21 protein-coding genes and 1 pseudogene are annotated in these 24,880 nt (G+C 57.9%); 15 read left to right on the plus strand and 7 right to left on the minus strand.

The features are described from left to right. Nucleotides 1-551 precede the first annotated feature (551 nt). Together ACEQZD_RS09770 and ACEQZD_RS09775 are read left to right on the plus strand one after the other, a co-directional pair. Complete coding sequence (locus ACEQZD_RS09770; RefSeq protein ID WP_335629159.1) at nt 552-1,256, plus strand: transposase; 705 nt, start codon at nt 552-554, stop codon at nt 1,254-1,256. A gap of 1,042 nt (nt 1,257-2,298) precedes the next feature. Continuing rightward, nucleotides 2,299-3,108, plus strand: a complete 810-nt coding sequence (locus ACEQZD_RS09775) for a type II secretion system protein N (protein ID WP_335629160.1) — start codon at nt 2,299-2,301, stop codon at nt 3,106-3,108. Between the two features lie 131 nt (nt 3,109-3,239). Here ACEQZD_RS09775 and ACEQZD_RS09780 read toward each other — a convergent pair. Next, nucleotides 3,240-4,263, minus strand: a pseudogene (locus ACEQZD_RS09780) (integrase core domain-containing protein); the annotation flags it as partial. A 1,164-nt stretch (nt 4,264-5,427) separates the two neighbouring features. Between ACEQZD_RS09780 and ACEQZD_RS09785 the strand changes: the two are divergent. After that, entirely contained in the window at nt 5,428-6,246 is an 819-nt protein-coding gene (locus ACEQZD_RS09785) for a hypothetical protein (RefSeq protein ID WP_335629161.1), read from the plus strand. A 1,781-nt stretch (nt 6,247-8,027) separates the two neighbouring features. On the opposite strand, the gene ACEQZD_RS09790 is transcribed toward ACEQZD_RS09785, so the two are convergent. From ACEQZD_RS09790 to ACEQZD_RS09805, 4 genes are all read right to left on the minus strand, one after another. Continuing rightward, nucleotides 8,028-11,513, minus strand: coding sequence for an Ig-like domain-containing protein (locus ACEQZD_RS09790; protein WP_335629162.1), 3,486 nt, complete (start codon nt 11,511-11,513; stop codon nt 8,028-8,030). A gap of 15 nt (nt 11,514-11,528) precedes the next feature. Continuing rightward, the gene (locus ACEQZD_RS09795; RefSeq protein WP_370185192.1) at nt 11,529-12,845 is read right to left on the minus strand and encodes an outer membrane protein transport protein; all 1,317 of its coding nucleotides are present in this window, start codon (nt 12,843-12,845) and stop codon (nt 11,529-11,531) included. 433 nt (nt 12,846-13,278) lie between these two features. After that, entirely contained in the window at nt 13,279-13,647 is a 369-nt protein-coding gene (locus ACEQZD_RS09800) for an addiction module antidote protein (protein WP_142949924.1), read from the minus strand. Continuing rightward, entirely contained in the window at nt 13,644-13,967 is a 324-nt protein-coding gene (locus ACEQZD_RS09805) for a type II toxin-antitoxin system RelE/ParE family toxin (RefSeq protein WP_335629844.1), read from the minus strand. Before ACEQZD_RS09805 ends, ACEQZD_RS09800 begins: the two co-directional genes overlap by 4 nt. Before the next feature lie 302 nt (nt 13,968-14,269). Between ACEQZD_RS09805 and ACEQZD_RS09810 the strand changes: the two genes are divergently transcribed. Beyond that, a complete protein-coding gene (locus ACEQZD_RS09810) occupies nt 14,270-15,238 on the plus strand; it encodes an Rpn family recombination-promoting nuclease/putative transposase (protein WP_335629843.1) in 969 nt (322 codons plus the stop codon). A gap of 26 nt (nt 15,239-15,264) precedes the next feature. On the opposite strand, the gene ACEQZD_RS09815 is transcribed toward ACEQZD_RS09810, so the two are convergent. Beyond that, complete coding sequence (locus ACEQZD_RS09815; RefSeq protein ID WP_194856062.1) at nt 15,265-15,504, minus strand: hypothetical protein; 240 nt, start codon at nt 15,502-15,504, stop codon at nt 15,265-15,267. A gap of 133 nt (nt 15,505-15,637) precedes the next feature. Then, nucleotides 15,638-15,928 (minus strand): CDGSH iron-sulfur domain-containing protein, encoded by a 291-nt coding sequence (locus ACEQZD_RS09820; RefSeq protein WP_335629842.1) that lies wholly within the window; start codon nt 15,926-15,928, stop codon nt 15,638-15,640. 241 nt (nt 15,929-16,169) lie between these two features. Between ACEQZD_RS09820 and ACEQZD_RS09825 the strand changes: the two genes are divergently transcribed. From ACEQZD_RS09825 to ACEQZD_RS09875, 11 genes are all read left to right on the plus strand, one after another. Continuing rightward, nucleotides 16,170-16,865: a GNAT family N-acetyltransferase gene (locus tag ACEQZD_RS09825; protein ID WP_255442638.1), complete on the plus strand. Its 696-nt coding sequence runs from the start codon at nt 16,170-16,172 to the stop codon at nt 16,863-16,865. Then, the gene (locus ACEQZD_RS09830) at nt 16,862-17,647 is read left to right on the plus strand and encodes a lysophospholipid acyltransferase family protein (RefSeq protein ID WP_335629841.1); all 786 of its coding nucleotides are present in this window, start codon (nt 16,862-16,864) and stop codon (nt 17,645-17,647) included. Before ACEQZD_RS09825 ends, ACEQZD_RS09830 begins: the two co-directional genes overlap by 4 nt. Before the next feature lie 223 nt (nt 17,648-17,870). Then, nucleotides 17,871-18,149: a type II toxin-antitoxin system RelE/ParE family toxin gene (locus ACEQZD_RS09835; RefSeq protein WP_335629840.1), complete on the plus strand. Its 279-nt coding sequence runs from the start codon at nt 17,871-17,873 to the stop codon at nt 18,147-18,149. A 9-nt stretch (nt 18,150-18,158) separates the two neighbouring features. Further along, complete coding sequence (locus ACEQZD_RS09840; protein ID WP_067610911.1) at nt 18,159-18,446, plus strand: HigA family addiction module antitoxin; 288 nt, start codon at nt 18,159-18,161, stop codon at nt 18,444-18,446. 111 nt (nt 18,447-18,557) lie between these two features. Continuing rightward, on the plus strand, nt 18,558-19,124 hold the full coding sequence (gene yeiP, locus ACEQZD_RS09845) for an elongation factor P-like protein YeiP (RefSeq protein WP_142949916.1): 567 nt from the start codon (nt 18,558-18,560) through the stop codon (nt 19,122-19,124). Then, nucleotides 19,117-20,139 carry an aminopeptidase gene (locus ACEQZD_RS09850; protein WP_335629839.1) on the plus strand — a complete coding sequence of 341 codons (1,023 nt, stop codon included), beginning with the start codon at nt 19,117-19,119 and terminating at the stop codon, nt 20,137-20,139. Before yeiP ends, ACEQZD_RS09850 begins: the two co-directional genes overlap by 8 nt. Then, on the plus strand, nt 20,132-20,971 hold the full coding sequence (locus ACEQZD_RS09855; protein ID WP_335629838.1) for a rhomboid family intramembrane serine protease: 840 nt from the start codon (nt 20,132-20,134) through the stop codon (nt 20,969-20,971). The genes ACEQZD_RS09850 and ACEQZD_RS09855 overlap by 8 nt, the downstream gene beginning before the upstream one ends. A 73-nt stretch (nt 20,972-21,044) precedes the next feature. Then, the gene (locus tag ACEQZD_RS09860) at nt 21,045-21,881 is read left to right on the plus strand and encodes a TRAP transporter TatT component family protein (RefSeq protein WP_335629837.1); all 837 of its coding nucleotides are present in this window, start codon (nt 21,045-21,047) and stop codon (nt 21,879-21,881) included. A 228-nt stretch (nt 21,882-22,109) separates the two neighbouring features. Continuing rightward, nucleotides 22,110-23,099 carry a TRAP transporter substrate-binding protein DctP gene (gene dctP / locus ACEQZD_RS09865; protein WP_335629836.1) on the plus strand — a complete coding sequence of 330 codons (990 nt, stop codon included), beginning with the start codon at nt 22,110-22,112 and terminating at the stop codon, nt 23,097-23,099. Beyond that, nucleotides 23,100-23,594: a TRAP transporter small permease gene (locus ACEQZD_RS09870; RefSeq protein ID WP_370185198.1), complete on the plus strand. Its 495-nt coding sequence runs from the start codon at nt 23,100-23,102 to the stop codon at nt 23,592-23,594. After that, nucleotides 23,591-24,880 carry a TRAP transporter large permease gene (locus ACEQZD_RS09875; RefSeq protein WP_142949911.1) on the plus strand — a complete coding sequence of 430 codons (1,290 nt, stop codon included), beginning with the start codon at nt 23,591-23,593 and terminating at the stop codon, nt 24,878-24,880. Before ACEQZD_RS09870 ends, ACEQZD_RS09875 begins: the two co-directional genes overlap by 4 nt.

The raw sequence follows: 24,880 nt of genomic DNA on the forward strand, positions 1-24,880 counted from the left end.
CATTTGATGCTCATTGTAGTTTAAAAAATACAAAAAGGAAAGGTGTATGTGTCCTGACGGTCGGCACGGCGGGTCTCGTCCGCGGGCCTTCAGTCAATATGTGTCGTCCAGCGTGGCCGGGACGAGCAGGGTTGTCTGTCCTACGATGCGGACAGTCCTTGTAAGCGAAGGCGGAGTGCGAGCAGAGGCGATGTACGGATACTGCTAGAAAGGTGGCAGAGCAGGGCAAAAAGGCGGAAAACCATGTCAGAAGGATGGAAAGGCGCCATTTTGCGGGCGCGACAACGAAAGTTGCGGTTCGCGCAAAGGCCCGACAGATTGAAGAGATTGGTGCTTCCACGGGGCATGGATACGTGAAGAAAGGGGACGCACAACGCCGAAATGAGCGCATTAGATTTCTGTAACTGTCTGATAACAATGGAACAATTAAGCGGACCATATGAGCGCTTTATTTTAGTCGCAAATTGCGGCGAAATTCTCTTCATACGCGACGCACGCAAGGGGTAGGCTCCAAGAAAAACAAACCCAACTGCAACCGCAAAGGGGGAGTTATGCCCGGCAAGGATCGCCTTCTGCTCGCGGGTCACCCGCACCACCTGGTGCGCAAAAGCCGCGACCAGCAACCCGTTTTTCTCGATGAAGCTGACTATACCTACTGCATAGGGCAGATACGGGAGCTCAGTAAAGAGTACAAGCTCGCCATTCACGCCTATTGTCTCTTGCCAAACGGCCTGCACATCGTCGCTACGCCGTTGGAAGATCCCGCCAACCTGTCCACGTTCATGAAGGCGCTCTCGTGCCGTACCTCGCTGAGGCGCAAGCACCTTCATGGCCGGAACTCGGTATGGGAGGTGCGCTACCGCTCCAGCCCGGTGGAGCCGGGGCAATGGCTCCTCGCCTGCATGTGCTACGTCGAGCGGCTGCCGGTGATTCACCAGCTCGCGTCGTCCGCCTATCACTACCACCGAAGCAGCTATCGCATGCGGCTAGGCAAGACAGGGCAGTACTGGCTGAGCGACCCAGAGGAGTACGCCCGCCTGGGCGACACCATCCAAGAGCGGGCGGAGGCCTACCGCGTGTATATGAGCAATGGCCTGGACCGGAACGAAGAGAAGATGATCGACACCGCCGTCAAGCGCTGCAAGCTCACCGGCTCGATCCGATTCGTAAAGGAGGTCTATCGGGAATACGGAGTGCTCGGCATTAACCGGGGACCGGGGCGGCCGCGCAAGTACCGCAAGAAGGCCGACAGCTGATTAGCCGCGTTGTGTGCATCTGGCCATAAGAGTTACGGATGCGCAAGCCGCCAGTTAAGACCGGAAACGATGGAGAAGTTCGGATCTTGCAAAATGGGCCGCCGGCAACTTGAAAAAAACCAATAAGGCAGGGGTGTGCGTTCACTGGTCATAGCCTGCTCTGCCGAAAGGATCCGCAGGAGGTAACTAACCACGCTGCGCAAAGGCATACGCTCGCGGAATCAATCACGGCTTGTGGGAGATGCGAACCGGGAATACGACATGATGGGTTTGAATGCCGACGACTTGGATATAAAACCCGCACTAGATGAATGCTAATCGTCTGCTTCCGTATGCCTTTTTTGATAGTTGTAAAAAAGTTACGTCATAACCTTAAGCAATCATGAGTCGATTAATGTCTTAATCGGCTGACAGCACACTTTGGACCGAACCCGCGGTAGGTTTGACGTATCGGAAAATAGATGGAGATACATGTGTGCCGGTGTGGATGGTGACTGATGAGATTGGCCCAGTTCGTGAGCGAGGTCTCGCGACGATATAGGGCGTTGGAGGTCAATCAGTAATTGGAGCTCGCCTAAGAATTATCGATGGCAAGTATGATCGTATGCTGGAGGGGGGGGGGGCGGCCACTACTCAGGGTTACTGCGTATAAATTACTGGTGTCTCTATACATCACACAGGCAAGAAGGGATACATTGGGTTAAACGATATCTGCCGTGGCGCGGCGATGGCTATATACAAGCTGGCTGTGGCGCCTCGTTTTCATTAATGAAGCATCGAGGGTATTTAATTAGGCAGTTGATACTACTGACTTTCCGAGCAAAAAAGGAGTATATGACGGTGAACAATAATCCGAATAGTGAGAGCCGCGCCGGAAAATGCAGTTCTTGTTACGGATATCGGTTTCACCAAACTGCGGCCCTTGCATATAGGCCTTCGCTCATTTAACAGGTTGAGTGCTGAAGCTCAGCTCGGACAGATATTCCATTACTTCGAGGTTGATGAAGTTCTTGGTTGTCCATAGAATACTAGCGGGGTTCCCATGTTCTCAAAATTGAAATCGTTCTTAAGTCCTTCTTTGGTCACTACCGGCGCAACGGCGCTGTTCGCTTTTTTGCTCTATACAATTTTTATATCTAATGAACCGTCGCATTCGACCGTCAAGCCGATCTCTAAAGAAAAGTCTATTTTAGAAGCCAACCTGTGGTCAGCCGAAATCGGTAATAACAGGCGGATGCAATTGGATTACTCAAAAACTAAAAATAGCGTTACCAGTCAATTGCTTCGTGATGGTCGGTCGGATCTTCGGCTCGCGGGCGTATTCTATAGCGATAATGGCGAAGAAAGCATAGCTATTGTTGAAGTAAATAACGGAAAGGAAAAGAGAGTAAGGAAAACCCAATGGTTTGAAGAAGGAATCCGCCTTTTGGCAGTAGAGAAGAAGAGAGTAATCATTGAGAAATTTGGCGAAGTGACTGCCTTAAGAATTTCAAATTCAAATTTAAGCGTAAACTATAACGCAAAAAATAGGAATGCGCATAGTAGAATTTTAAGTGGTGGTGAGATCTCATCAAATAGAGAACTTGTACTAAAGACATCTGGGTTGGAGCCGGTCAGTAAAACCAATGCTGAAGGTTATAGGGTGGGAAAGGGATCTGAAGAAATACAGGAGAAGTATGGTTTAAAAGAGGGGGATGTAATTGTCTCAGCCAACGGCTACCCGTTAGGCACGGAGATCAAAGACCTGCTAGCTTATAAATCTTTTAAAGATGCAGGAACGGTGAATATAGTAATTGTGCGGGAAAGCGAAGAGATTACACTTAGTTACGCTAAAGACGGCAGTAAACTATGACTGCTAATATTGTGCCTAAGACGTGAATCGCCCCAGGAAAACGGAACTGTTTGGTTCAAGCCAGGCCGCGACGCTGGCATATAAGTTGTCCTGTCAAGTAGGCACCGTAAAGTAGAGCTTTGGGCTTGGTGTAATGCCTCGAAGGGGGTCCGCCTGTTCAGGCTGCCGTGATCGCGTTCCTTGTTGTATTCCAGTATCTAGGCCCAGCCGATCACCCGGACCTCGTCCAATTCCCGGAACAGCCGGGTATCCAGCACTTCTTGCCGGTAAGTGCGGTTGAGCCGCTCAATAGAAGCATTCTGGTTCGGGTTACTTGGCTCGATATAACGCAGGAATATATCGTTGTATAGGCACTAGTCCGTAGGTCTTAACGCGGAATTTCGGGCCGTTGTCGATATCTCTGGATATTCGTTAGCCCGCGCTCTGCTTCGAGCACTTGCACCAGCCGGCGGCTGGGAATATGTATCGATTTCAATCGCTAGGTTTTCCCTGTTAAAGTCGTTCAGCACATTGAAGGTACGGGGCCGTAAGCTGTTGTACAATCCACCGCTCATAAATTCCGCCGACCAAGCCTGATCGGCTGAGTCGGAGCGAAGAATAGTAGGAGACCGCGCGGGGAAGCCGTCTCTTCGTTCGTTGTTGCTGGTTCAAACTCAGTCGACAATATACTCGGTAAGCCTGCGTTTAATTCCACCGGTGGCCCTGCCGCCGCAATTGGTAGAACAGCTTCCAGAGCCCCAGGCCTGGTCTCGACTCAGCCATCGTTAAGAGCTCACCGATCACTGTCTGGTCGTGCTCGCGCCGATACCGGTGTTTCCCGGCCTAATAACGATTGGCCTCGCGCTTCTCGGCGGCCTTAGAGCGTTTCTCGATCAGTTCCTTCAGGCACTGTTTTCCAAAGCCATATCGGCGTACAGCCGCTTCAGCTTAGCGATTTCCGCTTCTAGCTGCTTGAGGCGCTTCAATTCGGAAACGCCCAGACCACCGTATTTGGATTTCCGTTGGTCGTAGCAGGCCGAGCGAATTGAGAACGTGTTGGCGACAGACCTCTTTCCCCGGCAAGTTCGCCTCCGCCTCGTTCAGAATCGATACGATCCGGGTTTCGTGAATAGGGGTCTTTTCATGAAACCTCTCCTTATTGGCTGGTTGTGCCAAATTTCTACTTTGGATTGGTCTGTTAAGCGGGAAGCTTACACGGGCACTGCGCCAATCCGAATTATGTCGGCAGGCCGCATGGCACGGGTACGCCGATATGGTACCCTGCAACACCTTGATAATCGGCTCGATCTTGTAGGTATTCCGGTATCGGAGATGTAGGCGTTGACGGCTTCAGGTTGCGGTTGAGTTCCGCTTGGGTGAAAAAAGCACTGACGGCGTGCAGGATCTCACTGGCGCCTCGCCATGCTCTGTTCTCGCGCTCCTGTTCCTTGACTCTCGGCGCCTCGACCGTTGTTGTACCCGACCGCGCGCCAGCATTGACCTCCGCAGGCTTGACCCCTTCAGCAGCGTCTACGAAAGACAGCCAATATTCGGCGCGATGGACACCACGGTGGCCCCCAGCGAGGGATACTTGCCACGGTGCGCTTGCACCGAGCGTACCGCACGCTTTCGGACCTCAGGAGAACACTTATTGGGCTTGGTCTCTATCCTGTCAGAAATTAGAGGCTCCGCGATACCCAGGGCGGTTCAATATGCCGAGATCCCTTCCTCGATCTCTTCACTGACTCGACCAGGATGAGATTAGGCGTTACTAGGAGGCGGTCGATCGGAGCCTCCGAGCAATATAGGTTTGGAAGTAGGGCAGGATTTCATAGAACACCTGCCAGGAATAGCTCATCATCTTGCGGGGTTTGGATGCATTGCGCAGATCCGGGGCCAGCCTAGCAGGCTGAGCTTGCGCCATGCCATGGTCGTATTCCACTCCTTTCAGGGTATAGATAACGTTTGCTAACGCTGTCCTGAGTCCGTCAGAGGGGATATGGCCGCCGCCTCTATATGCAGTGGACTGTCAGGTGAATACCATAACTACGCGCAGGGGTTCATGTTATTTTCAGGGTAAAGGTGCGTATTTTTAGGCTGCGGAAGCGACTGCTCGGACGCTTAAATACCACACAAGCCGAAAGGAACGCCATCATAAGTTAGGATTCAAGGCATTGAAAAAAATGATTTTATTGCGTTTTGATATTCAGCGCTTGAACGGATCGTTTTTAAACAGAAGTTTTGTATTGAATTGTAGGAGCTGTTGATTCTACTTTGGAGTCGTCAGGGTTTATATGCCTTGGCATAGAAATGGTTTCAATTTATAAAAGGAGAATCAAAATGGAATTAAAAAAATTGAAAGTAATGGCTCTTAGTGGACTTGGCCTGCTGTTCGCGTCCGTTTCAGGTGTGGCTGCTGCAAATGCGACGATTCATTACCAAGATGGGTCGTCGGAAGCGTTGCCAACCTCCTATGCAGATGCGGTTAGTCAAGATTTTTTCTACCAATTCAATAGCTGGATCCCAGTGAAAGACGGCGCAGGTTGGCACGGTCAACAGACTGACCTGAGCAGGTCGTTTATTACTGCATCTTGTAATTTAAAACTGGGTGGGTACATTTGGACCGATAAGGCAGATGGATTGGTGAAAATTGCCGTGACCCACGGTACTACTAACCAAGCTCCGCCGGCCGGGTCTGGCGCAAGCAACTCCGCGACCTGCAGCAGCATCAGCTTAGAGTTTAATAATGGCTACAATGCTTCCGGTTTTCCGGCTGCATCGGCTGGCGCTTGGGTTACCTCCTATCCTATAAGCAGCTTGCCCACTTTTGATGATACAGGTGTCCTGTTCGGTACCTTCGATAATGTTCAAGTTGATACTCCGCTTTTCGGGTATTGCTCAACCGAGGACGCTGGTTCCGGCGGCCACATCGACGAAGTTGGCTTCTCTAATAACGGTATTCCTGGCGTGGATCCCGCGCCTAACAAGGTAAGTTTTGACTTCGACAACGATATAGAAGCACCGAATGGTATCGCCTGTTCAGTGAATGGCAAGCTTTACTCAGCAGTCGACAAGTTGCTTAATAGTCCGGATCATACACCCGGAACGCCGAATCCTAGCCCTCTTTCTCGAGGTCTGATTCAGTATATTTCTCAATAATCTAGCTTGTGCACCCTTGCCGTAGCGAGGGTGCGCTTTTAAAATTACTGACATCGCGTTGCGATTATTAATAATATATAAATATCGCCTTTTTTAGGAAAGGTTGCGTTGCGACAGTATCGTAATTAGGGAAATGAAAATAATTAATAAGCGTATATTATCACTATTCGATCCTGCATGGTCGGTGGTTCGGTTTTCAAAACCATCTATCAAATTTAAATGTGGGGGGTAGGTTCTGGGAGGCTGTAGCTACGTATTTCGTTGATTTTTCAGTATTTTTATGCATAACGTTGTGGCGGTTTACTGGCGTATTTTTTTTGTAAATTCCAAAGCTAAATTGAAGTAAATGCATCGGATGTTGTAAATTAGGAGAGTTTTTATTGATGCAAAATAAGTTGCTACCTAGAGATGGATTTTATAGTAATGCGCCCAGGGTATGCGCCGCCATGTCTGCATTATATATGTTATTTGGCTCTGCCCACTCATCCGTACTTACTAAAGCCTAGTCGGCCTATAAAAAGACACTTCTCTTCCTGCACTTTGGTGCTTCCCATTACTTGAGCCTGGTTATGTTTATATCGCTTCCTGCAGGTAGCCTAGCGTAACCGTCGGTCAATATTGGATCCTCGGGCGCTTAGATCCTCTAGCTTCGGGCGCAAATGTGACGAATTTTAGAAGAGCGCCATATCCTACGAAAAGCCAGGCGATTCGTTGTCACAGAGTCCGAGTGAAGTGCCGGTCCATCAACGATCATCGGCGTGAGCTCCAGATAAAGAACGATGTGCCGCGTGCTCCAGAAGGCTCGTCTGGGTCTTATAGACATCTATAAGCCGTGCTAGACCCGACCATCGATAGTAACGCTTTTCGGCCCTAATCCTTGTCTTATCAGGATAACTCCCGTGTGTAAGGCGCAAGCCGCGTGTTTCTAGATCTTCGGGAGGCCGGCGAAACCTGTAACCTGAACCGGATTAGACGGCTGATGAAAGAACATAAATCAAGGCGTTGCGTGGCTTATGATGCGCCGAAGATGATCGCCAGAAAGCCAGCGATTCTCAGTCCGAAGTTACAGCGGAAATTTATAAGCTGCCCTGATAAAGCTTGAGTGACCGACATCACCTACATTCTCTCCAGGCAAGCCTGGTTTGGTCGTCGACTTTTTTCTCCGGCATGTCGTGGGCTGGTCCATGGAGCCGACGCGCTGCCTGGCGGCTGATGCACTGCAGATGTTGGTATGTTGTCGACGTACCAAGAGGAAAGTCCGGATCAGGCATATGATATGAGTGATGACTGGCTTCGTTCCTGTCTTGCCCACAATCTGGACTCCAGGATGAGTCGGCGAGGAAACCGTTGGGATAACGCGATAGTGGAATCCTTCTTCAAACCTGAAGAAGGAACGCATTGGGCAACGGCTCTACGAAATCCGTGACTTAGCCAAAGCGGCTGTGTTCGATCGCACGGAAGTCTTCTATAGTTGAATTCGATGTCATGCCCATCCAAGCGAAATAAGCCCAGAGGCCTTTGAAATGGCCCCGTTTGAGACTGGAAGGGATCGTTATTTTAGGGTGAAGCCAATACTTTTCGCATTGCATGCTAATAGGATTATGTTTGGATGTGGCAGGCGTAACGCTCGTTAATTCATCATTTGGCGTATTATGGTTGCGGGTTTGGCCATTCCTTATCCGTTGATAATCATGGCACCGACTTGCTGACTTTTAAGATAAATGGGTGATATTAAAAGGGCCGTTCTTAGTAGAACGGCCACCAATTATCCGTTACACAAATCACTTAATTTTCGAAGTCTCATAGACAAGACGGCTACCATAGGCAGGTATCATCAATTCAAGGACATTGGCCTCCGCGCCACGCAAGACCAATGAGATATCGATGTTAACGTCCTGGAGATTGTATTGTTCTACGACCATTGTGCCATCGTCTTTGAACACAATGTCGCCTGATAGCTCCATAGTTACAGGGTAACTTAGCAGATCCGTTTCTTGTTGTTGATTCCCTATATCTAGATTGTCACCAATGTTAATGTTTAGCAGTGGCGCGTCGATGTACAAATCGACTGTGGCTTTCAGTCTTGGCGTGTCACTTCCCGTGCTGATCCAGCCGGTAATAGGCTTTGTTCTCGCGCACGGTTCCAGCGCTGTCGGTACACAAGACTCATCAGCTTTGGAATAGCGCATCCTCATTACTTGAGGGCCTGAAGGTACAAAGCCAACACCGCCGCCCGATGCAATTCTCTGCGATATTGAGGTGGCCATTATCTGGCCGGGCCATAGTTTCACTTTGAGTCCTTTCCCTTCCACGAATTCATCCGTTACTTCTGCCACTACTGAGCTATTTAAGTATGTAAACTTTTCACGAGGGCATGGCTCTTCTCGAACAATATGTTTACCGAAAAAGTTTTCCATATCCGGTGCTGTGATATCTCCATATCCACAACCTATTCTTAAGCCCAGTGCAAAAAGTTTTGTGCCGCCATTTATCGCAAAATCTGCAGCGCCGAAGCTCTCGGTTTCTACCATTAGAGAAAGTATTTTAGCGCTGTTTTTCGGCGGAACGACACCCTCCGGATCGATGTCCTCTCTTGCCATCCCGGGATAGTCAGAAGTTGGTGTGTTTGATATGTAGGGCTGATCTTGTGCACCGACCTCTTGATCGCCTTTTATCGCAGTGACGTACCGGAAGCCAAGTTGATCAATAGGGTCGAAGTTCTGGCGCATTTCCAGGTCGAGCTCACCCGCTACTTTGTCCAGGTAGAAGTTCGCGTTTCTATCCGCAGACGGTGTGCTGAGCATTTGGATGACGCTATTCGAGCGCTGGTCACCCCTGAAGTACTGTGTAAAGAGCGGGCCGCCAGCTGTGGGAGGTGTTGGGAGGTGAGACGTTAAAAAGTCCCTTGTAGCATAGGCCGGGGCACTGATCACCGGGTCTGTGGAGACTTCCCAGAGCCTAGTTTGCAAGGGTAACCCGTCCTCGCTGCATACTGCAGTAGAACAATCAACGTTCGATGATGATGCATCACCGTTAGAGACTAATGAGTAGGAGTAGAGTTTATCTTCCTCCCAGGGTTCAGATGGCCAGAATATTATGCTTTTGGATTCGACGTCTATATGTCCGTCCACCGGGGCGCTGATGTTCCCTGCGTTATCGATCTGATAGACTTTAAAAGTTTCCCCCACCTCAAAGCTTTGCGCATCCATGTTTTGAGAAAACTGTACGATGATGGGCTGGTTCGAAGCTAGTGAAGGTAAAGGCAATAGATCGTCTGCGCGTCTAATGTCAGGCTCTTGGCCTTGATTCCAGCCCGATAACGCGCCGTCGCATCTGCCTACCACGTTATTTTGTGGATCTAGACCGCCATCCTCTAACGCGCAGGGGAAGCCAGGATAAGCATGCAAAACAATGGGCGATCGCTGTCTTTCTATTTCATCGGTTACCACTTCTTCTTGCGTGTTGGGGTTTACAGCGTCCTGAGTCATTGACTGCGCAAGTTCGGGCCTTCTGAATGCGTCTAGGGCGGTTGGCGATACTTGGTTTCCGGCCAAGTCGGTGACCCCGCTCGAGACTTCTATTTCATATTCGTTGGTGGCGCCCTGAGAGGATCTCAGAAAGCCTGCTTCTGGACGTATTACTATAGCGCTGCCATCCACCTTTATGCTACTCGGTATTTCTGCACCATCTCTCCGTACAAACACAGTTCCCGAGTTGACTGTCTCTGACGACAAAGGCTCATCAAAATTGATGATGACTGGATCGCTCGCTTTGAACGCGGCAATATTGGTATCTGGCACCCAGCTCTGCATTTGGGGAGATGTGTCGTCTTGCAGCGCTGCACGGGCGTTCTGAAGTAGCTCAGCCGTTTGGTTCTTGTAAGACTGCAACTGGAAACTCAGCAGACCGTATCCGTACTCCTGCCCCAGAATATCCGGTTCCACCATACTTGTTGCGTCGATATTCAGAACGCCGCCGCTGGGATTCACTTCGGCTACGCCGACCAAGTGAATGTGAAGCAGGTTTTGAGTGAAGCCCGCGTTGGCTTTCGGGTTCTCGGTGGCGATGCCCACGTCCATGAACAGATGCACGATGCGCAGCTTGTCCGGGTGGTTTTCCGTGTAGGGGTTGGGCACCAAGTAGCCGGTGGCGTCCGACAGGACGCGCATGGTGACGTCGCCGGAGCCAAAGCCGGCTTCCACTTCACCGCCGATTTTCACCATGTCGATGGGCAGGCCTTTGAGCAAGGTTCCCTTGGGCAGACGGATCGGGGTGACTTCAGTGTATTGGGTCACATCCGCTAATTCGGCGATTACATGGCTAGCCTCTGCCTGCGTGAAATTTTGACCTTCTTCGCCCAGCAGGACGCCGTTCACCGGTACCTGGTTAATAGGCTTTCCGGTCAGGCGCGAGGTATCGTTCTGAGTAATGCGCTGTACCAGGAAGCCCGGTTCACCGCGCGGTGAGGAGTCCTTCGGGTTGAACTCGATGGTCTGTTCAGCGAACGGCTCGCCGTAGGTGCTCATCAGGCCGGCACCGAGGGTCAGAGTGTAGGTTTCACCCGGGGTTAGATAGTCGGCGGTGGGATCGACGGTCATATAGGCACCGTCCACCAGCAGGCCGGCGTCCACTTCCATGCCTTCGCTGTCTTTTATCACCACTGTGTTGCCGTCGCCATAAGTGGCGGTGGTGCGGTCGATCGGCTGGGTGAACTGGAAGCGGAAGGCGGAGAAATCCATCACCGGTTCCAGCTTGGAGCCGTCCGGGAAGGTGCGGCTGAGCTCAAAGTTTTCCATGTCCTGGACCACCAGGCTTTTGGGGCCTTCCTGCAGGGTGCGGGTGGTGAAGGTCAGGGTCTGGTCCTTGGCGGTACCTCTTTTAAGCCGCAGATCAGCAATGTCGATGGTGTACTGGGTGCCGGGTGCCAGCTCGTCCGTGGGTGTAATCAGTACACCGCGGGGCTCGCCGCCGACGGGATCGGCATCGAAATCCAGGTTTTCACCCTGGTCGTCGCAGCACAGCGTTACGTTCTCTTTGACGTCGCCAGTGGAGACATCGCTGGTGAAACGCAGCGCGATGGGGGCCTTGGTGGGCACTTCGCCCTGGCCGTTGTCCGGGTAGGCGTAGAGCAGGGCCTGCGCGCCGGATTCGCCCGGGTTGCTACCGAAGTCGTCCACCGGTGAGTCGCCGCCGTCGCCGCCACAGGCGGCCAGCAGCGTGGCGGAGGAAAGCAGTAGCAATGACTGCTTCAGGATTGTTGTCTTCATTATTGTCCCTCCCTCTTAAAACTGCATGCTGATGGAGCCGGCGAAGACATTGACGTCGCCCGCGGTTTCCACCACGTCGTCGTTCAGTGCGGTCGGCTGGCTGGACTTGATCTGGAACTCACGCTGATCCATCAGGTGATGCTGATAGCCCAGGTCCACGCGCAGGGGGTGTACCAGGCCGTAGACGTGGTCGAAGGTGGCGCTGACGCCCAGGCCGATCACGGTGCGGTCGGCGTCCAGGTAGTTCACTTCCGGGTTCACGTCGTTGGCCAGCGGCGATTCCTCGAACGCCACGCCACCGGTGAGGGTGAAGGTGTCGTTCAGGTAGTACTCGGCGCCGATGCGCGGGATGACGATGTCGTCGAACTCAAGACCCAGGTTGTTCTTGACGGTGTCGTTGTTGAGCTCGTCTTCCAGGGCGGACCACTCCTGCATTTCCACCGCCAGGCCCAGGCGCCATTTGTCGCGCTTGAGCTGCATGCCGACGGTGTAGATGTTGGGCTGGTAGGAATCCACCGTGGCGATGTCGATGAACAGGCCGGGATCCGGGATGGTGCCGGGGATGATGGTGTTGGCGTTCACTTCCACCGAAGAGTCGGAGTAGCCCTTGAAGGCGAACGCGGTTTCCAGGCCGTCGTACCAGCAGTTAGCGTCCGGGCAGAAGGTCTCTTCCCAGTCGAAGTTCATGCTGATCACCGGGCGGATCACCGGCTTGGCGGAGACGTTGAGCTCTTCATACTCGGTCTCGCCGGCCAGATTGGTCTGCGCCACCAGGGACGCCTCGGATTTGAGGGTGACCTTGGTGCCGATGCCGACGTCCAGGCCGCGCCAGATGTGGGTGCCCACGCCGATGCTCAGGAACAGCGGCTGGCGGCCGTAGTTGAAGTACTGGCCGTCCGGGTCGGTGCGGGAGCCGAAGGCGAGCAGCTCGTCACCGAATTTTTCGGAGCCGATCATTACGCCCAGGTACATGGGCTGGCCCAGCTCGGTGAGGTCACTGAGATCGGCCTTGAGGCCCAGCAGCACCTGTTGAGTGGGGTCGTCCTGCACCGTGTAGGTGCCGAACTGCTCACTGTCCGCCTTGAGGTTGTGCTCGGCGTGCATCAGGCCGGCGGTCAGCTCGCTCTTGGTGCTGTGCGCCAGATAGGCCGGGTTGTAGTAGGTGGTCGACACCTGGGTGTTGAACATGGACAAGGCCTGGGCGGAGGCGATGTCCGTGGGCAACAGGCCGTAAGTGGTGGCGGTGTTGCCCATGTTCGCCAGGGCGATGCTCGGGCTCAGAAAAAGAGCGCCGGCACACAGGCCGGCACAAGAAAGGAAATTTGCGCGCATGGGTGTGAACCCTCCTTTTATTGTTTTCTTCCAAATTGTTGTTTTAGTGGTTTGCATCCCGTTATTGGTGCCACGACTGAACGCGGCGTCTCCCGTGGGAGGGAATTGCCGTTGGACGGACGGCACTCAGAGCTTGTGTCCGTGCTTGGAGCGTAGTTAATCGAAAATTGTGAAAAGGGTAGGCCAAAAAAATGAAAACATGGCGTAAGTAATTGATATAGAGGGGTGACTATACAGTCAAAAAAATGCGAAACAGGCCTGGAATTGCCGTCTGTGAACGTGTGTACCCGTAATGTCCGGCGGATTTATATACACACCTAATTGAATGTTCTACCGATTTTAAAAAGGGGACAGAAAACAGGCGCTAATATATTAAAAGGGGACAGAAAACATTTTAAAAAGGCTGGTGAAATCTTGCTCTTTTCTGGCCGGATTAAGCTGGCCTACATGTGTTTCCTTGGGGTGGGGTCAGGCCTTGCGTTCTGCCTGTCGTAACCGACAGCCGCATGTCCATGGCGTGGAGAACCGCCAGCAGTGTTTTAAGGGTAGGGTTGCCCGTCGGGGACAGTGCTCTATAAAGCGCTTCCCGGGTGATGCCGGCGTCCCGGGCAACGACTGCCATGCCGCCATACGCTTCGGCGATGTCGCGCAGCGCCAGTAGGCCGGCGGCTCGGTTGTCGGCATCGTCCAGTTCTTCCAGCGCCGCTTGTAGATAAGCGATCGCGAACTCACGGTCGGCTCGCAGTTCTTCAATTATGGCCTCGTCGTGAGAGATAGAGGCTTGAGGTTGGCGTCGGCTCATGACTTTCTCCGTTTCCAATCATTCCAGTACTGTTTGGCACGCTTAATATCGGCTCGCTGGGTACCTTTGTCGCCGGCGCAGAGTAAGACTACTAAGCTCATTCCGTGACGGCCGTAGTACAGTCGGTAGCCTGGTCCGGTGCGCTCCCGTAACTCGTAGACGCCTTCCCCGACGCTTTTCGCGTCGCCAGTGATTCCCACCGATAGCCTGCGCAAGCGCACTTGTAGCTTCGCTTTAGCTCGTGGATCTCGTAGCTCGGCGAGCCACTCTGTTAAAGGCACTTTGCCGTCAGGTCGTTGGTAGCGCCGTAGCTCAATCATTCCATGCCCTTACTGTAACTTAAAAGTTACAGATTTTCATCCGTGTTAATGGCGATCAAGCAAGATTAAGGACGAGGTGGGGGAGTCGGAAGAAGCGTAAGACTACAGACTGGGTAATATAGAACGGCATCGGGCTGTAGGATTCTTGAGCATCTTGAGGGTCAGGCCTTGCGTTTTGCTCCGCCCGGATCAAGCTGCCTACATGTCTTTCCGCTTTCTCGCACAGGCACCTTCCGCACCGTAGGACAGATTCCCCGGTTCTTCCCACGCAGACTTGGGCTGAATTGGCTTTCGAGGTGCCCATGGACGAGCACGACACCAGTTACAAGTTGCTGTTTTCCCATGATCGGATGGTGCGGGATCTGCTCACGGGCTTTCTGCCCCGGGAGTGGATAGCGGCACTGGATCTGTCCTCCCTGCAGAAAATGAATGGCAGTTACGTTACCGACGATCTGCGCGGTCGCCACGGCGATGCCATCTGGCGGGTTCGTTGGGGTGAGGAATGGCTTTACGTGTATCTACTATTGGAGTTTCAGTCTTCTGTAGATCGCTTTATGGCGCTTCGCATCATGGTATATACCGGACTGCTCCATCAGGACCTGATCCGACGCGGTGAACTCGGAGCCGAGCGTCGGCTGCCGCCGGTATTGCCTGTGGTGCTTTATAACGGCGAGCGCCGTTGGCGGGCGCCCACCGAAGTGAGGCCTCTGATTCAGGCCCCGCCGGAAGGGCTGGAAGGCTTTCAGCCGAACCAGGCGTTTCTACTGATCGACGAAGGCGTCTACGCTTCGCGACCGGAGGAGCCGCTCACTAACCTGGTGGCTGCCTTGTTCCGGCTGGAGCATCACCGGTCCTCCGAGGAGGTGGCGGCTCTCCTTCAGCGTTTGCTAAAGTGGCTTGAAGGGCCAGAACAGGCCGGTCTGCGCAGGTCTTATCTGGTATGGCTGCGCCGCCGTCTACCCCGATGGTTCCCCGGCGAAACCTTTCCCGAGATGCACGACCTGCAGGAGGCGTACGAGATGATTACCAACCGCTTCGAGGAATGGAAGGAGCGTCAACGTCTGGTGGGCGTCAGGCAAGGCGTGGAGCAAGGCATTGAGCAAGGCCGGCTGGACGGAGAGCGCGCCTTGGTCCTGCGTCTTATCCAGCGACGCTTCGGCGAGGTTCCGCCCAGCGTGCACAAACGCCTGCAGAGCGCCAGGCAACATCAGTTGGAAACGTGGGCCGACCGGGTGCTGGACGCCGACAGCCTGGACGACATTTTCGGCTGAGCCTGTTTTGGCTTCGAGGCGTCACATCATCCGAAAGGCAAAAGACAAGACCTGACCCCGAATTCTTCATCGCGGGACGGCGTCGGGTAGGGGTAGTCCAGGTAATTGTCCACGGCGTCTTGAAAGGCTCGTATCAGGCCGATCGCGGTGTCGGCCTGATAGTGCACCGGCACCTCGATGTTGAGCAGGGCGCCGTGCAGGCAGTTGTTTTTCTGGCTGACCTCGACGTAGCCGTAGTATCCGCGGTGTTGGAGCAGTATGGTCATTGTCGTCTCGCCTCCGTGCGAATTGGTATGTGTATACGGTAACGCAGGTCAAAGGCGGCGGAAGTAGGCTCAAAATGACGGAACGTGTAAGAAATATGCCACGCGTGCCGGGGACGAAAGATTACAGCGGTTCTCACTGACCCCGGAACCAGCGCCTTAGCCGTCGCCACCAGGGCTCGCGGTCGCGCAGGCCGATGTGGGCGCCGTCACAGTGGGGCGGGGTGCGGGTGGCGCCGCAGCCGCAGAACAGTACGATCTCTTCCTTCCTCGCCGTATAACTCAGCCGCTCGCCGGCACCGCAACGCTCATCGCTGCAAAACGGCGCCGTGTCACTGTGGCCGCAGGTGCACCAGTGCCGGACTTCACCGGGCGCCAGTTTGACCGGCTGCGGGTAGCGCGGTGTCGCGCGGCGCTCGATACGCATGAGTTTCTGTCTCCTAACGGTCACAACCCTGTCACGGGACAGCAATGGGGGGCTTCCAGACTGGCGTAAATCCAATCTGGAGCTCGTTATGCTTGCGCAAGCCGCCGGAAAGATCAAAGCCCTGCGACCGCCATTCAAAGACGTGTTCAAGCCCCGTGATGCGCTCAAAGGGCCGGAAACAGGCGCTCGGTTCAGCGCTTATTTTACCCGGTCCCGCCGGGAGATCCTGAAGATTCAGCGTTTGCGTTATCGGATCTTTTCCCAGGAGTACGGCGCCAGCTTCCACGCGCCGTTCGGTCTGGACCGGGACCGCTTCGACCGCCATTGCCTGCACCTGGTGGTGCGCGATAACCAGAGCGGCGAGCTGGTCGGCTACACCCGGGTGCTGGCCGGGGAGCGCACGCATAAAACCGGCGGTTTCTACTCGGCGAACGAGTTTCATCTTGGGCCGCTGGCCGGTTTGCAGGGGCGTGTGGCGGAAATCGGCCGCACCTGCATTCATCCGGATTACCGGGGTGGGGCGGTGATCACCGTGCTGTGGGCGCGCCTGGCCCAGTACATGCTGGAGAACGACATCGGTTCGTTGATCGGCTGCGCCAGCATCGCGTTGAGCGAAGGCTTTAACGTGGCGGCGATCGATCAGCGCATCCGCGAATCCCATATGACGCCGCCGCACCTGCGGGTGACGCCGCGTTTCCGGCTCGACCGCATGCCCGGCGACGCCCTGGACGGCGCCGGCGAGCGCGGCGGGGTGAAGATGCCGCCGCTGCTTAAAGCCTACCTGCGCATGGGTGCGCGGGTGTGCGGCGAACCCTGCTGGGACCCGGACTTCAACTGCCTGGATTATTTCATTCTGATGGAGGTGTCGCGGCTGCCGGCGCGCTATGTGCAGCACTTCCTGCAGCCCGGCGATGCCCGGCCGGCGGTGGCGGTGTGACGGTGCGGGATGTGCCGCTGAACTCGCCGGTGGGGGAGGGTTCCGTACGGGTGACCGCGCGGCGCTGCTGGCGCGCCTTGCGGGTGCTTATGCACCTGCTGGGCGGAGTGCTGGAGGCCATCTGGTTGAGGGCGGGGCGGGATCCCCACCGGGTGGTGATTCTGAACGCCAAGCGCCGCTGGTGCCTGCGGTTTCTCACCATTCTGGGGGTGGAGCTGCGCGTTCAGGGGCCATTGCGCGCGGGGCCGGTGCTGCTGGTTAGCAACCATGTGTCCTGGCTGGACATTCCGGTGATCGCCGCCGCCCGGCCGTGCTATTTCCTGTCCAAGGCGGAGGTAGCGGAGTGGCCGGTGATCGGCTGGCTGGCGCGCGCCGTGGGCACCCTGTTTATCCGTCGCGGCGGCGGTGAGTCCAAGGCCAAGACCGAGGAGATCCGTGGCCGGCTGGATCGCGGCCACGGCATCCTGGTGTTCCCGGAAGGCACCACCACCGACGGCACCGGCGTGCGCCGGTTCTTCCCGCAGTTGTTCGCCGCCGCCGGTGACGACGCACCGGTGCAGACCGTCGCCGTGCGTTACCGCGACGAGCAGGGCCGACCGGACACCGGCATCGCCTTTATTGACGACGATGAATTCCACCACCACCTGTGGCGGCTGCTGGGGCGCCGTCGGATCGTCGTCGAACTGACCTTCGGTGCGCCCCTGCCGCCGGACGAGCCCCGCGCCCTGGCCCGCGAAGCCCGCGAGCGCATCGTCGCCGACCTCGGCGCCGCCGTCGGATAACGTCCCTCCACCCGCCCCAACCCCACCGTACGCCAGGGATCACGGAAAGTTCCGCTCTCGCCGACACGCCGGGTCGTTTCCTGCTTACCTCCGACCGCATCCTGATCCACTACGCTGACTCCATAACGGGGAGACCAGGCCCTGCCTGTGGTGAGGCTATGTCATCAGGCAGTTCACTGTGTTTCTGTGTTGAGGTGCGATACGTTACGGGTTACACTCGGCGATGATACGAAGTTTTAAACACAAAGGTTTGGCCCATTTCTTTTCGTCCGGCAGCACGGCGGGAATCCAGGCTGCCCACGCTAAGAGACTTCGGCTTATCCTCGGTAGGTTGCATGCTGCGTCAGAGCCTAAAGATATGAGCTTGCCCGGGCTCCGGTTACACAAGTTGACGGGCAGCCGTGCCGGTATCTGGTCCGTTACGGTGAGTGGTAACTGGCGTGTGACGTTCCGGTTCAAGGATGGGGACGCCGAGGTTGTGAACTACGAGGATTACCATTGAGGTGTCATTATGCTGATGCACAACCCTCCCCACCCCGGTGAAGTCATAAAGGAACTCTGTCTTGATCCTCTGGGATTGACGGTGACCGCCGCCGCCGAGGCGCTGGGGGTCAGTCGCAAGACATTGAGCGCCATCCTGAACGGAAAGGCGGGTATCAGCCCGGAAATGGCGATCAGGCTTTCCATCGCATTTGATACGTCCGCGGAGAGTTGGCTCACCCAGCAGGCGCAGTACGAACTCTGGCACGCCGAACAGCACCGAAAGGATTTGAACGTCAAGAAGCTCGTCGCCGCGTAGGTTTGCGGGCCGGTGACGCCGGAGTGGCGTCTTTGGCATGACCCGGCCTACCGGCGACGGTGCCGGGCCTGCTACTATTGGCGCCGTTTTGAGTTGCCATGAGGAAGGCCCGTGACCCGCGCCAGCGACCTGAAAAAATCCGACGTTATTGAACACAACGGCTCCCTGTTCGTGATCCGCCAGATCGAGGTGAATTCCCCTTCGGCGCGGGGCGCGGCCACGCTGTACCGGGTGCGCGCCGCCGCGGTGGGCGGCGGGCCCAAGTTCGAGGAGCGCTACAAGGGCGACGAGGACGTGCCCACCGTGGAGTTGCTGCGCCGGCCGGTGCATTTCTCCTACGTGGACGGCGACGACCATGTGTTCATGGACGACGAGGATTTCTCCCAATACCCGCTCAAGGCCGAGGATATCCGCGACGAGCTGCCGTTCATCACCGAGGGCTGTGACGGCCTGCTGGCCCTGAAGGTAGGGGATTCGGTGATCGGCCTGGAGCTGCCGTTGTCGGTGGTGCTCACCATCACCGAGACCACGCCGGCGATGAAGGCGGCCTCCGCCAGTGCCCGCACCAAGCCCGCCACCCTGGAGACCGGCCTGGTGGTCCAGGTGCCGGAGTACATCCAGGAGGGCGAGAAGGTGAAGGTGAATACCTCCGAGCGGAAGTTCATGTCCCGTGCCTGAGAACCGGTTTTACTGGTGGCTTCTGGCCGGCAGCCTGCTGCTCCTGTCGGGTTGCCAGCTCGGCTACTACGGCCAGGCCGTGAAGGGCCACATGGACCTGATGGGCGCCCGCCAGCCGGTGGCCGACGTGGTGGCCGATCCGGAAACACCGGTGGCGGTGCGCCGGCAACTGGCCCTGGCCGGTGATGTGCTCACGTTCGCCGATGAGTCCCTGGCGCTGCCGGCGCGTAACGTCTACCAGGACTACGTGCATCTGCGCGACGACGCGGTGGTCTGGAACGTGGTCGCCGCGCCGCCGTATTCCCTGGAGCCGCGCACCTGGTGCTACCTGCTGCTGGGGTGCCTGAGCTACCGCGGTTACTTCGACCGCGCCGACGCCGAGGCCCTGGCCGAGAAGCTCGACGCGGAGGGGCAGGACACCTACGTGGGCGGCGCCATTGCTTACTCCACCCTGGGGTGGTTCGCGGACCCGCTGACCACGCCGATGATCGACCGCTCCGGCCCGGCCCTGGTGGAGCTGCTGATTCATGAGCTGGTCCACCGGCGGCTGTATATCCGCGACGACACCCGTTTCAATGAGTCCCTGGCCACCATGGTGGCCCGCGAGGGCACGCTGCGCTATCTGGCGCGCCACGATCTGCAGGTGGACCTGGACCGCTGGCAACAGCGCGACCGCGCCCGCGACGCCTTTCTGGCCCTGGTGGGGGAGACCCGCGAGCAACTGGGCGAGCTGTACGCCAGCGGCGCCGATGAAGCCACCATGGCCGAGCGCAAAGCGGCGCTGATCGAAGGTCTGCGCGAGAACTACCGGGCCCGCGCCGAGCAGCTGCCGGCCCTGCGCGCCTACGCCGGCTTTTTCGAGGGGCGGTTGAACAATGCCCGCCTGAACGGCGTCCATGACTATTACGGCCTGGTGGGGACGTTTCAGGAGGTGCTGCTAAGCTGCGGCGGGCACTGGGACTGTTTCTGGGAGGCGGTGGAAGTGCTGGCCGACAAAGAGGATTGGAATGCTTGAATTGGTGCGCCTGAACAACGAGAAGCTGGCCCGGCAACTGGCCCATGTGCTGGGCCGTGAGGGTATCCGCACCCGCGAGGAAGCCGGCGACGGCGAGTTCGTGCTGTTCCTTGAGGATCCGGCGCGCCATGACGAGGCACGCCGGATTGCCGAGGCGTTCCTGCGTGACCCCGGGGCGCGCCGCTGGCAGGACAACGCCTGGCAGGCCAGCGAGCCGGTCACCGGCCTGCCGCGCCAGCAGGTGTTTTCCGGCGGCTGGTTCGCCAGCATGGGGCCGGTGACGCGCACGGTGCTGGTGGTGACCGCGCTGATCTACGTCTCGCCGTATGTGATCGGCCCGGATATCTATTACGCGCTGATGTTCCCGCAAAGCCTGGACGGCCTGGCGGCCCAGCCGTGGCGGCTGTTCAGCCCGATGCTGCTGCATTTCTCGGTGCTTCACATCATCTTCAACTTGCTGTGGTGGAGTGACCTGGGCCGTTTGATCGAGCGCTTCCAGTCCAGCTTCCAATTGATCTGGATCACGCTGCTGGTGGCGGCGGTCTCCAACCTGGCCCAGTTCATGGACACCGGGCCGCGCTTCGGCGGGCTTTCCGGGGTGGTTTACGGGTTGCTCGGCTATCTATGGCTGTACGGCAAGACCAACCCGGCGGCCGGGTATCAGCTGCGCCGGGAGATTGTGATATTGATGCTGGTTTGGCTGGTGATCTGTTATGTAGGGCTGGCGGACATCGTCGCCAACGCCGCGCATGTGTCCGGCCTGATCACCGGCGCGGCGTTGGGCGCGGGCATCGGCCTCTACCGCCGCGCCCGCTATTACAAAGGCGGGTAGGAGCGGGCCCCGCCCGCGAAAGGAGGCGAAGCCTCCGGCAGGATTCCAGAGACGGAGTAGTAATGGTACCGACATGCGAATAGCCAAATACCTGATGGGGCCAATGCTGGCACTGCTTTTGACCGGCTGCGGGGTGGCGCGTCTGGACGACAGCCTGGGTCGCGCGGTGATGCAGAACAACGATCTGGCCACCGTCGAGGCGGGCCTGCCCTCCTATCTGTTGATGGTGGACGGGCTGATCGTCAACTGGCCGGAGCGCAGCGGCCTGCTGATGACCGGCGCCGACCTGTACGGCGCCTACGCCGGCGTGTTCGTGGACGACGAAGCGCGCGCCGCGCGCCTGAACGAAAAGGCGCTGGCCTACGCTCTGCGCGGCGCCTGCGCCCACGACGGCGACTACTGCGACCTGCGCGACATCGAGGTGCCGGCGTTCGAGGCGCTGCTCGACGAGGCCGGCCAGGACGACGTGCCGGTGCTGTTTTCCCTGGGCGGCGCCTGGGCCGGCTACATCCAGACCCACACCGAGGACTGGAACGCGGTGGCGGAGCTGTCCCGGGTACGGCTGCTGATGGAACGGGTGGTGGCGCTGGACGAAGACTACCGCTACGGTCAGGCGCATATGTACCTGGGTGTGCTCAACAGCATCCTGCCGGCCAGCCTGGGCGGCCGCCCGGAGCAGGCGCGTGACCATTTCGAGCGGGCGGTGGCGCTCTCCGAGGGCCGCAACCTGCTGGCGCGGGTGCTGTTCGCGGAGCACTACGCGCGTCTGGTGTTTGACCGAGAACTGCACGACGAGCAGCTGCGCCAGGTGCTCGATGCCGAGCCGGACGTGCCCGACCTGACGCTGCAGAACACCTACGCCAAGGAGCAGGCGCAGCAGCTTCTGGATGGCGCTGACGATTATTTCTGAGGCCTGCGGGAGCAGGCCTTGTGGGAGCGGGCCCCGCCCGCGAAAGGCCGGCAACGCCGGCCGGCAGGATACCAGAGAGGGTGCTTATGCTGCGGGTAGAGGGCGCTCTGGGCTCCTGCCGGCAAGCAAAGCTTGCCTTTCGCGGGCGGGGCCCGCTCCCACAAGGCCGCGCCCGCAAGGCTGGCCCCAACAAGGCCTTTTTGCACGATTTTGATGATGGAGAGAACGATGTTGAGAACCGCCGTGGCCTTGTTGGCCCTGTTCCCGGTGCTGGCCTTCGCCACCACCCTGAAGATTTCCACGCTGTATCCGGACGGCACGGCGGTGGTGAAGGCGCTGAAGCAGGCGGGCGACACCATCGAGCAGGAAACCGACGGCCGGGTCAGCCTGAAGATCTACCCGGGTGGCGTGATGGGCGACGACCGGGCGGTGCAGCGCAAGATTCGCGTCGGCCAGCTGCACGGTCAGATGGCTCAGGGCGGGGCCTTCGCCGGCGCCTACGCGGACAGCCAGATTCTCAACGTGCCGCTCACCTTCAATAACTACGCCGAGGTGGACGCCGCCCGCGCCGAGCTGGACCCGCTGATCCAGCAGGGGCTGGAAGACAACGGCTGGGTCAGCTTCGGGCTGGTGGACGGCGGCTTCGCCTACATCATGTCCGCCAACCCGGTGCGCAGCCTCGACGACCTGCGCGATCAGAAGCTGTGGCTGCCCTCCGGCGACAGCGCCTCGGCCAACGCCGCCGACACCCTGGGGCTGTCGCCGATCGTGCTGAACATCGGCTCGGTGCTGACCTCGCTGCAGACCGGCGCGGTCAACGCCTTCGCGGCGCCGCCGGTGGCCGCGCTCACCTTGCAGTGGTACTCGCGGGTGGATTACGTCACCGACCTGCCGCTGCTCTACACCTACGGCCTGCTGGCGATCCACAAGCGCCACTTCGACCGCCTCGCCGAGGACGACCGGGCGGTGGTGCGCCGGGTGCTGGAAAGCGCCTTCGACACCATCGACCGGGACAGCCGCGAGCAGAACAAGGACGCCTTCCAGGCGGTGCGCAACCAGGGCCTGGAGCTGGTCAAGCCCAGCGACGAGCAACGCGCCGAATGGAAGCGCTACGCCGACAAGGCCACCAATGAACTGGTGGAAGAGGGCGAGCTGAGCCGCGACATGCTCGACCGGCTGCACCGCATCCTTGAGGCCCACCGCGACACGGCCGAATAAATGCGCCGCCTGCTGTTCTGGCTGCACCGCTTCGAGGACGGTCTGATCGTCACCGTGCTGTTGGGCATGGTGCTGCTGGCGGTGGCGCAGATCGGCCTGCGCAACTTCGGCGGCGTCAGCCTGGTGTGGGCGGAGCCGCTGCTGCGCAACGCGGTGCTGTGGATCGGCCTGCTGGGTGCGATGATCGCCTCGCGCAAGGACGAGCACATCCGCATTGATCTGGCCGCCAACTTTCTGCCGGAACGGCTGCTGCCCTGGGTCACCGGGCTGGTGGACCTGTTCACCGCGGGCATCTGCGTGCTCACCGGCTGGTACAGCGTGCAGTTCGTGATCGAGGAATACAAGTTCGGCGCTACCGCCTTCGCCGGCGTGCCGAGCTGGCTGCTGCAGGCGGTGATCCCGCTCGGCTTCACGGTGATGGCGCTGCGTTACCTGGTGCTGTTCGGCCTGGGGCTGCGCGGTCGGCGGCCCAGCATGCGGGAGCCGGTGGCATGATCTGGATCGCCGTGCTGGTTCTGCTGTTGCTGGCGCTGCTGGGCGCGCCCCTGTTCGCGGTGCTGCTGGGCGCCGCCGCGCTAGGCTTTTACACCCAGGGCTCGCCGCTGGCGGTGCTGCACATCGACATCTATCAGCTGTCGGATTCGGTGGTGCTGATGGCGCTGCCGCTGTTCACCTTCGCCGGCTTCCTGCTCAGCGAGTCGCGCACCGCCGACCGGCTGGTGCGCCTGAGTCAGGCGGCGTTCGGCTGGATGCCCGGCGGCATGGCGTTCGTGGCGTTGATTGCCTGCGCCTTCTTCACCGCGCTCACCGGCGGCTCCGGCGTCACCATCGTGGCGCTGGGCGCCTTGCTGTTGCCGGCGCTGGTGAAGGCCGGCTACCCGCGCCGCTTCAGCCTCGGCCTGGTGACCTCGTCGGGCAGCCTGGGCCTGCTGCTGGTGCCCTCGGTGCCGCTGCTGATCTACGGCATTATCGCCCAGCAGCTGTCGCAGCAACTGGCGATGCCGGCGGTAGAGATCGTCGATCTGTATCTGGCGGGGATCGGCCCGGCGCTGCTGATGGTGGTATTACTGTATTTCTACTGCCTGTGGGCCAACCGCGAGGCGCCGGTGCCGCGCCAGGCGTTCCGCACCCGCGAGCTGATCGACGCGCTCTGGGAAGCGCGCTGGGAGCTGCCGCTGCCGTTCGTGGTGTTGGGCGGTATCTTCTCCGGCTTCCTGGTGGTCAGCGAAGCGGCGGCGGTGACCGCGCTCTACGTGCTGTTCGCCGAGGTGTTCCTGTACCGCGAGATTCCGCTGCGGCGGCTGCCGGGCATTACCCGCGAGGCGATGGTGATGGTGGGCGGCATTCTGCTGATTCTGGCGGTGGCCCAGGCGTTCGCCGATTACCTGGTGTACGCCGGCATTCCCGAGCAGCTGTTCCAGTTCATCCAGACCCATGTGCAGAGCAAGATCGCCTTCCTGGTGCTGCTCAACATTCTGCTGCTGGTGCTCGGCGCCTTCCTGGATATCTTCGCCGCGCTGGTGATCATGGTGCCGCTGATTCTGCCGGTGGCGTTGCGCTACGGCATCGACCCGGTGCACCTGGGGATTATCTTCGTGGCCAACATGCAGATCGGCTACATCACGCCGCCGGTGGGCATGAACCTGTTCATCGCCAGCTACCGGTTCCGCAAATCGATCACCGAGCTGTTCGCCGCCACGCTGCCGTTCATGCTGGTGCTGGTGATCGCGCTGCTGGCGATCACCTACATCCCGCAACTGAGTCTCTGGCTGGTGCGATAA

It is taken from the genome of Alloalcanivorax sp. (assembly GCF_964221125.1).
GTDB lineage: Bacteria > Pseudomonadota > Gammaproteobacteria > Pseudomonadales > Alcanivoracaceae > Alloalcanivorax > Alloalcanivorax venustensis.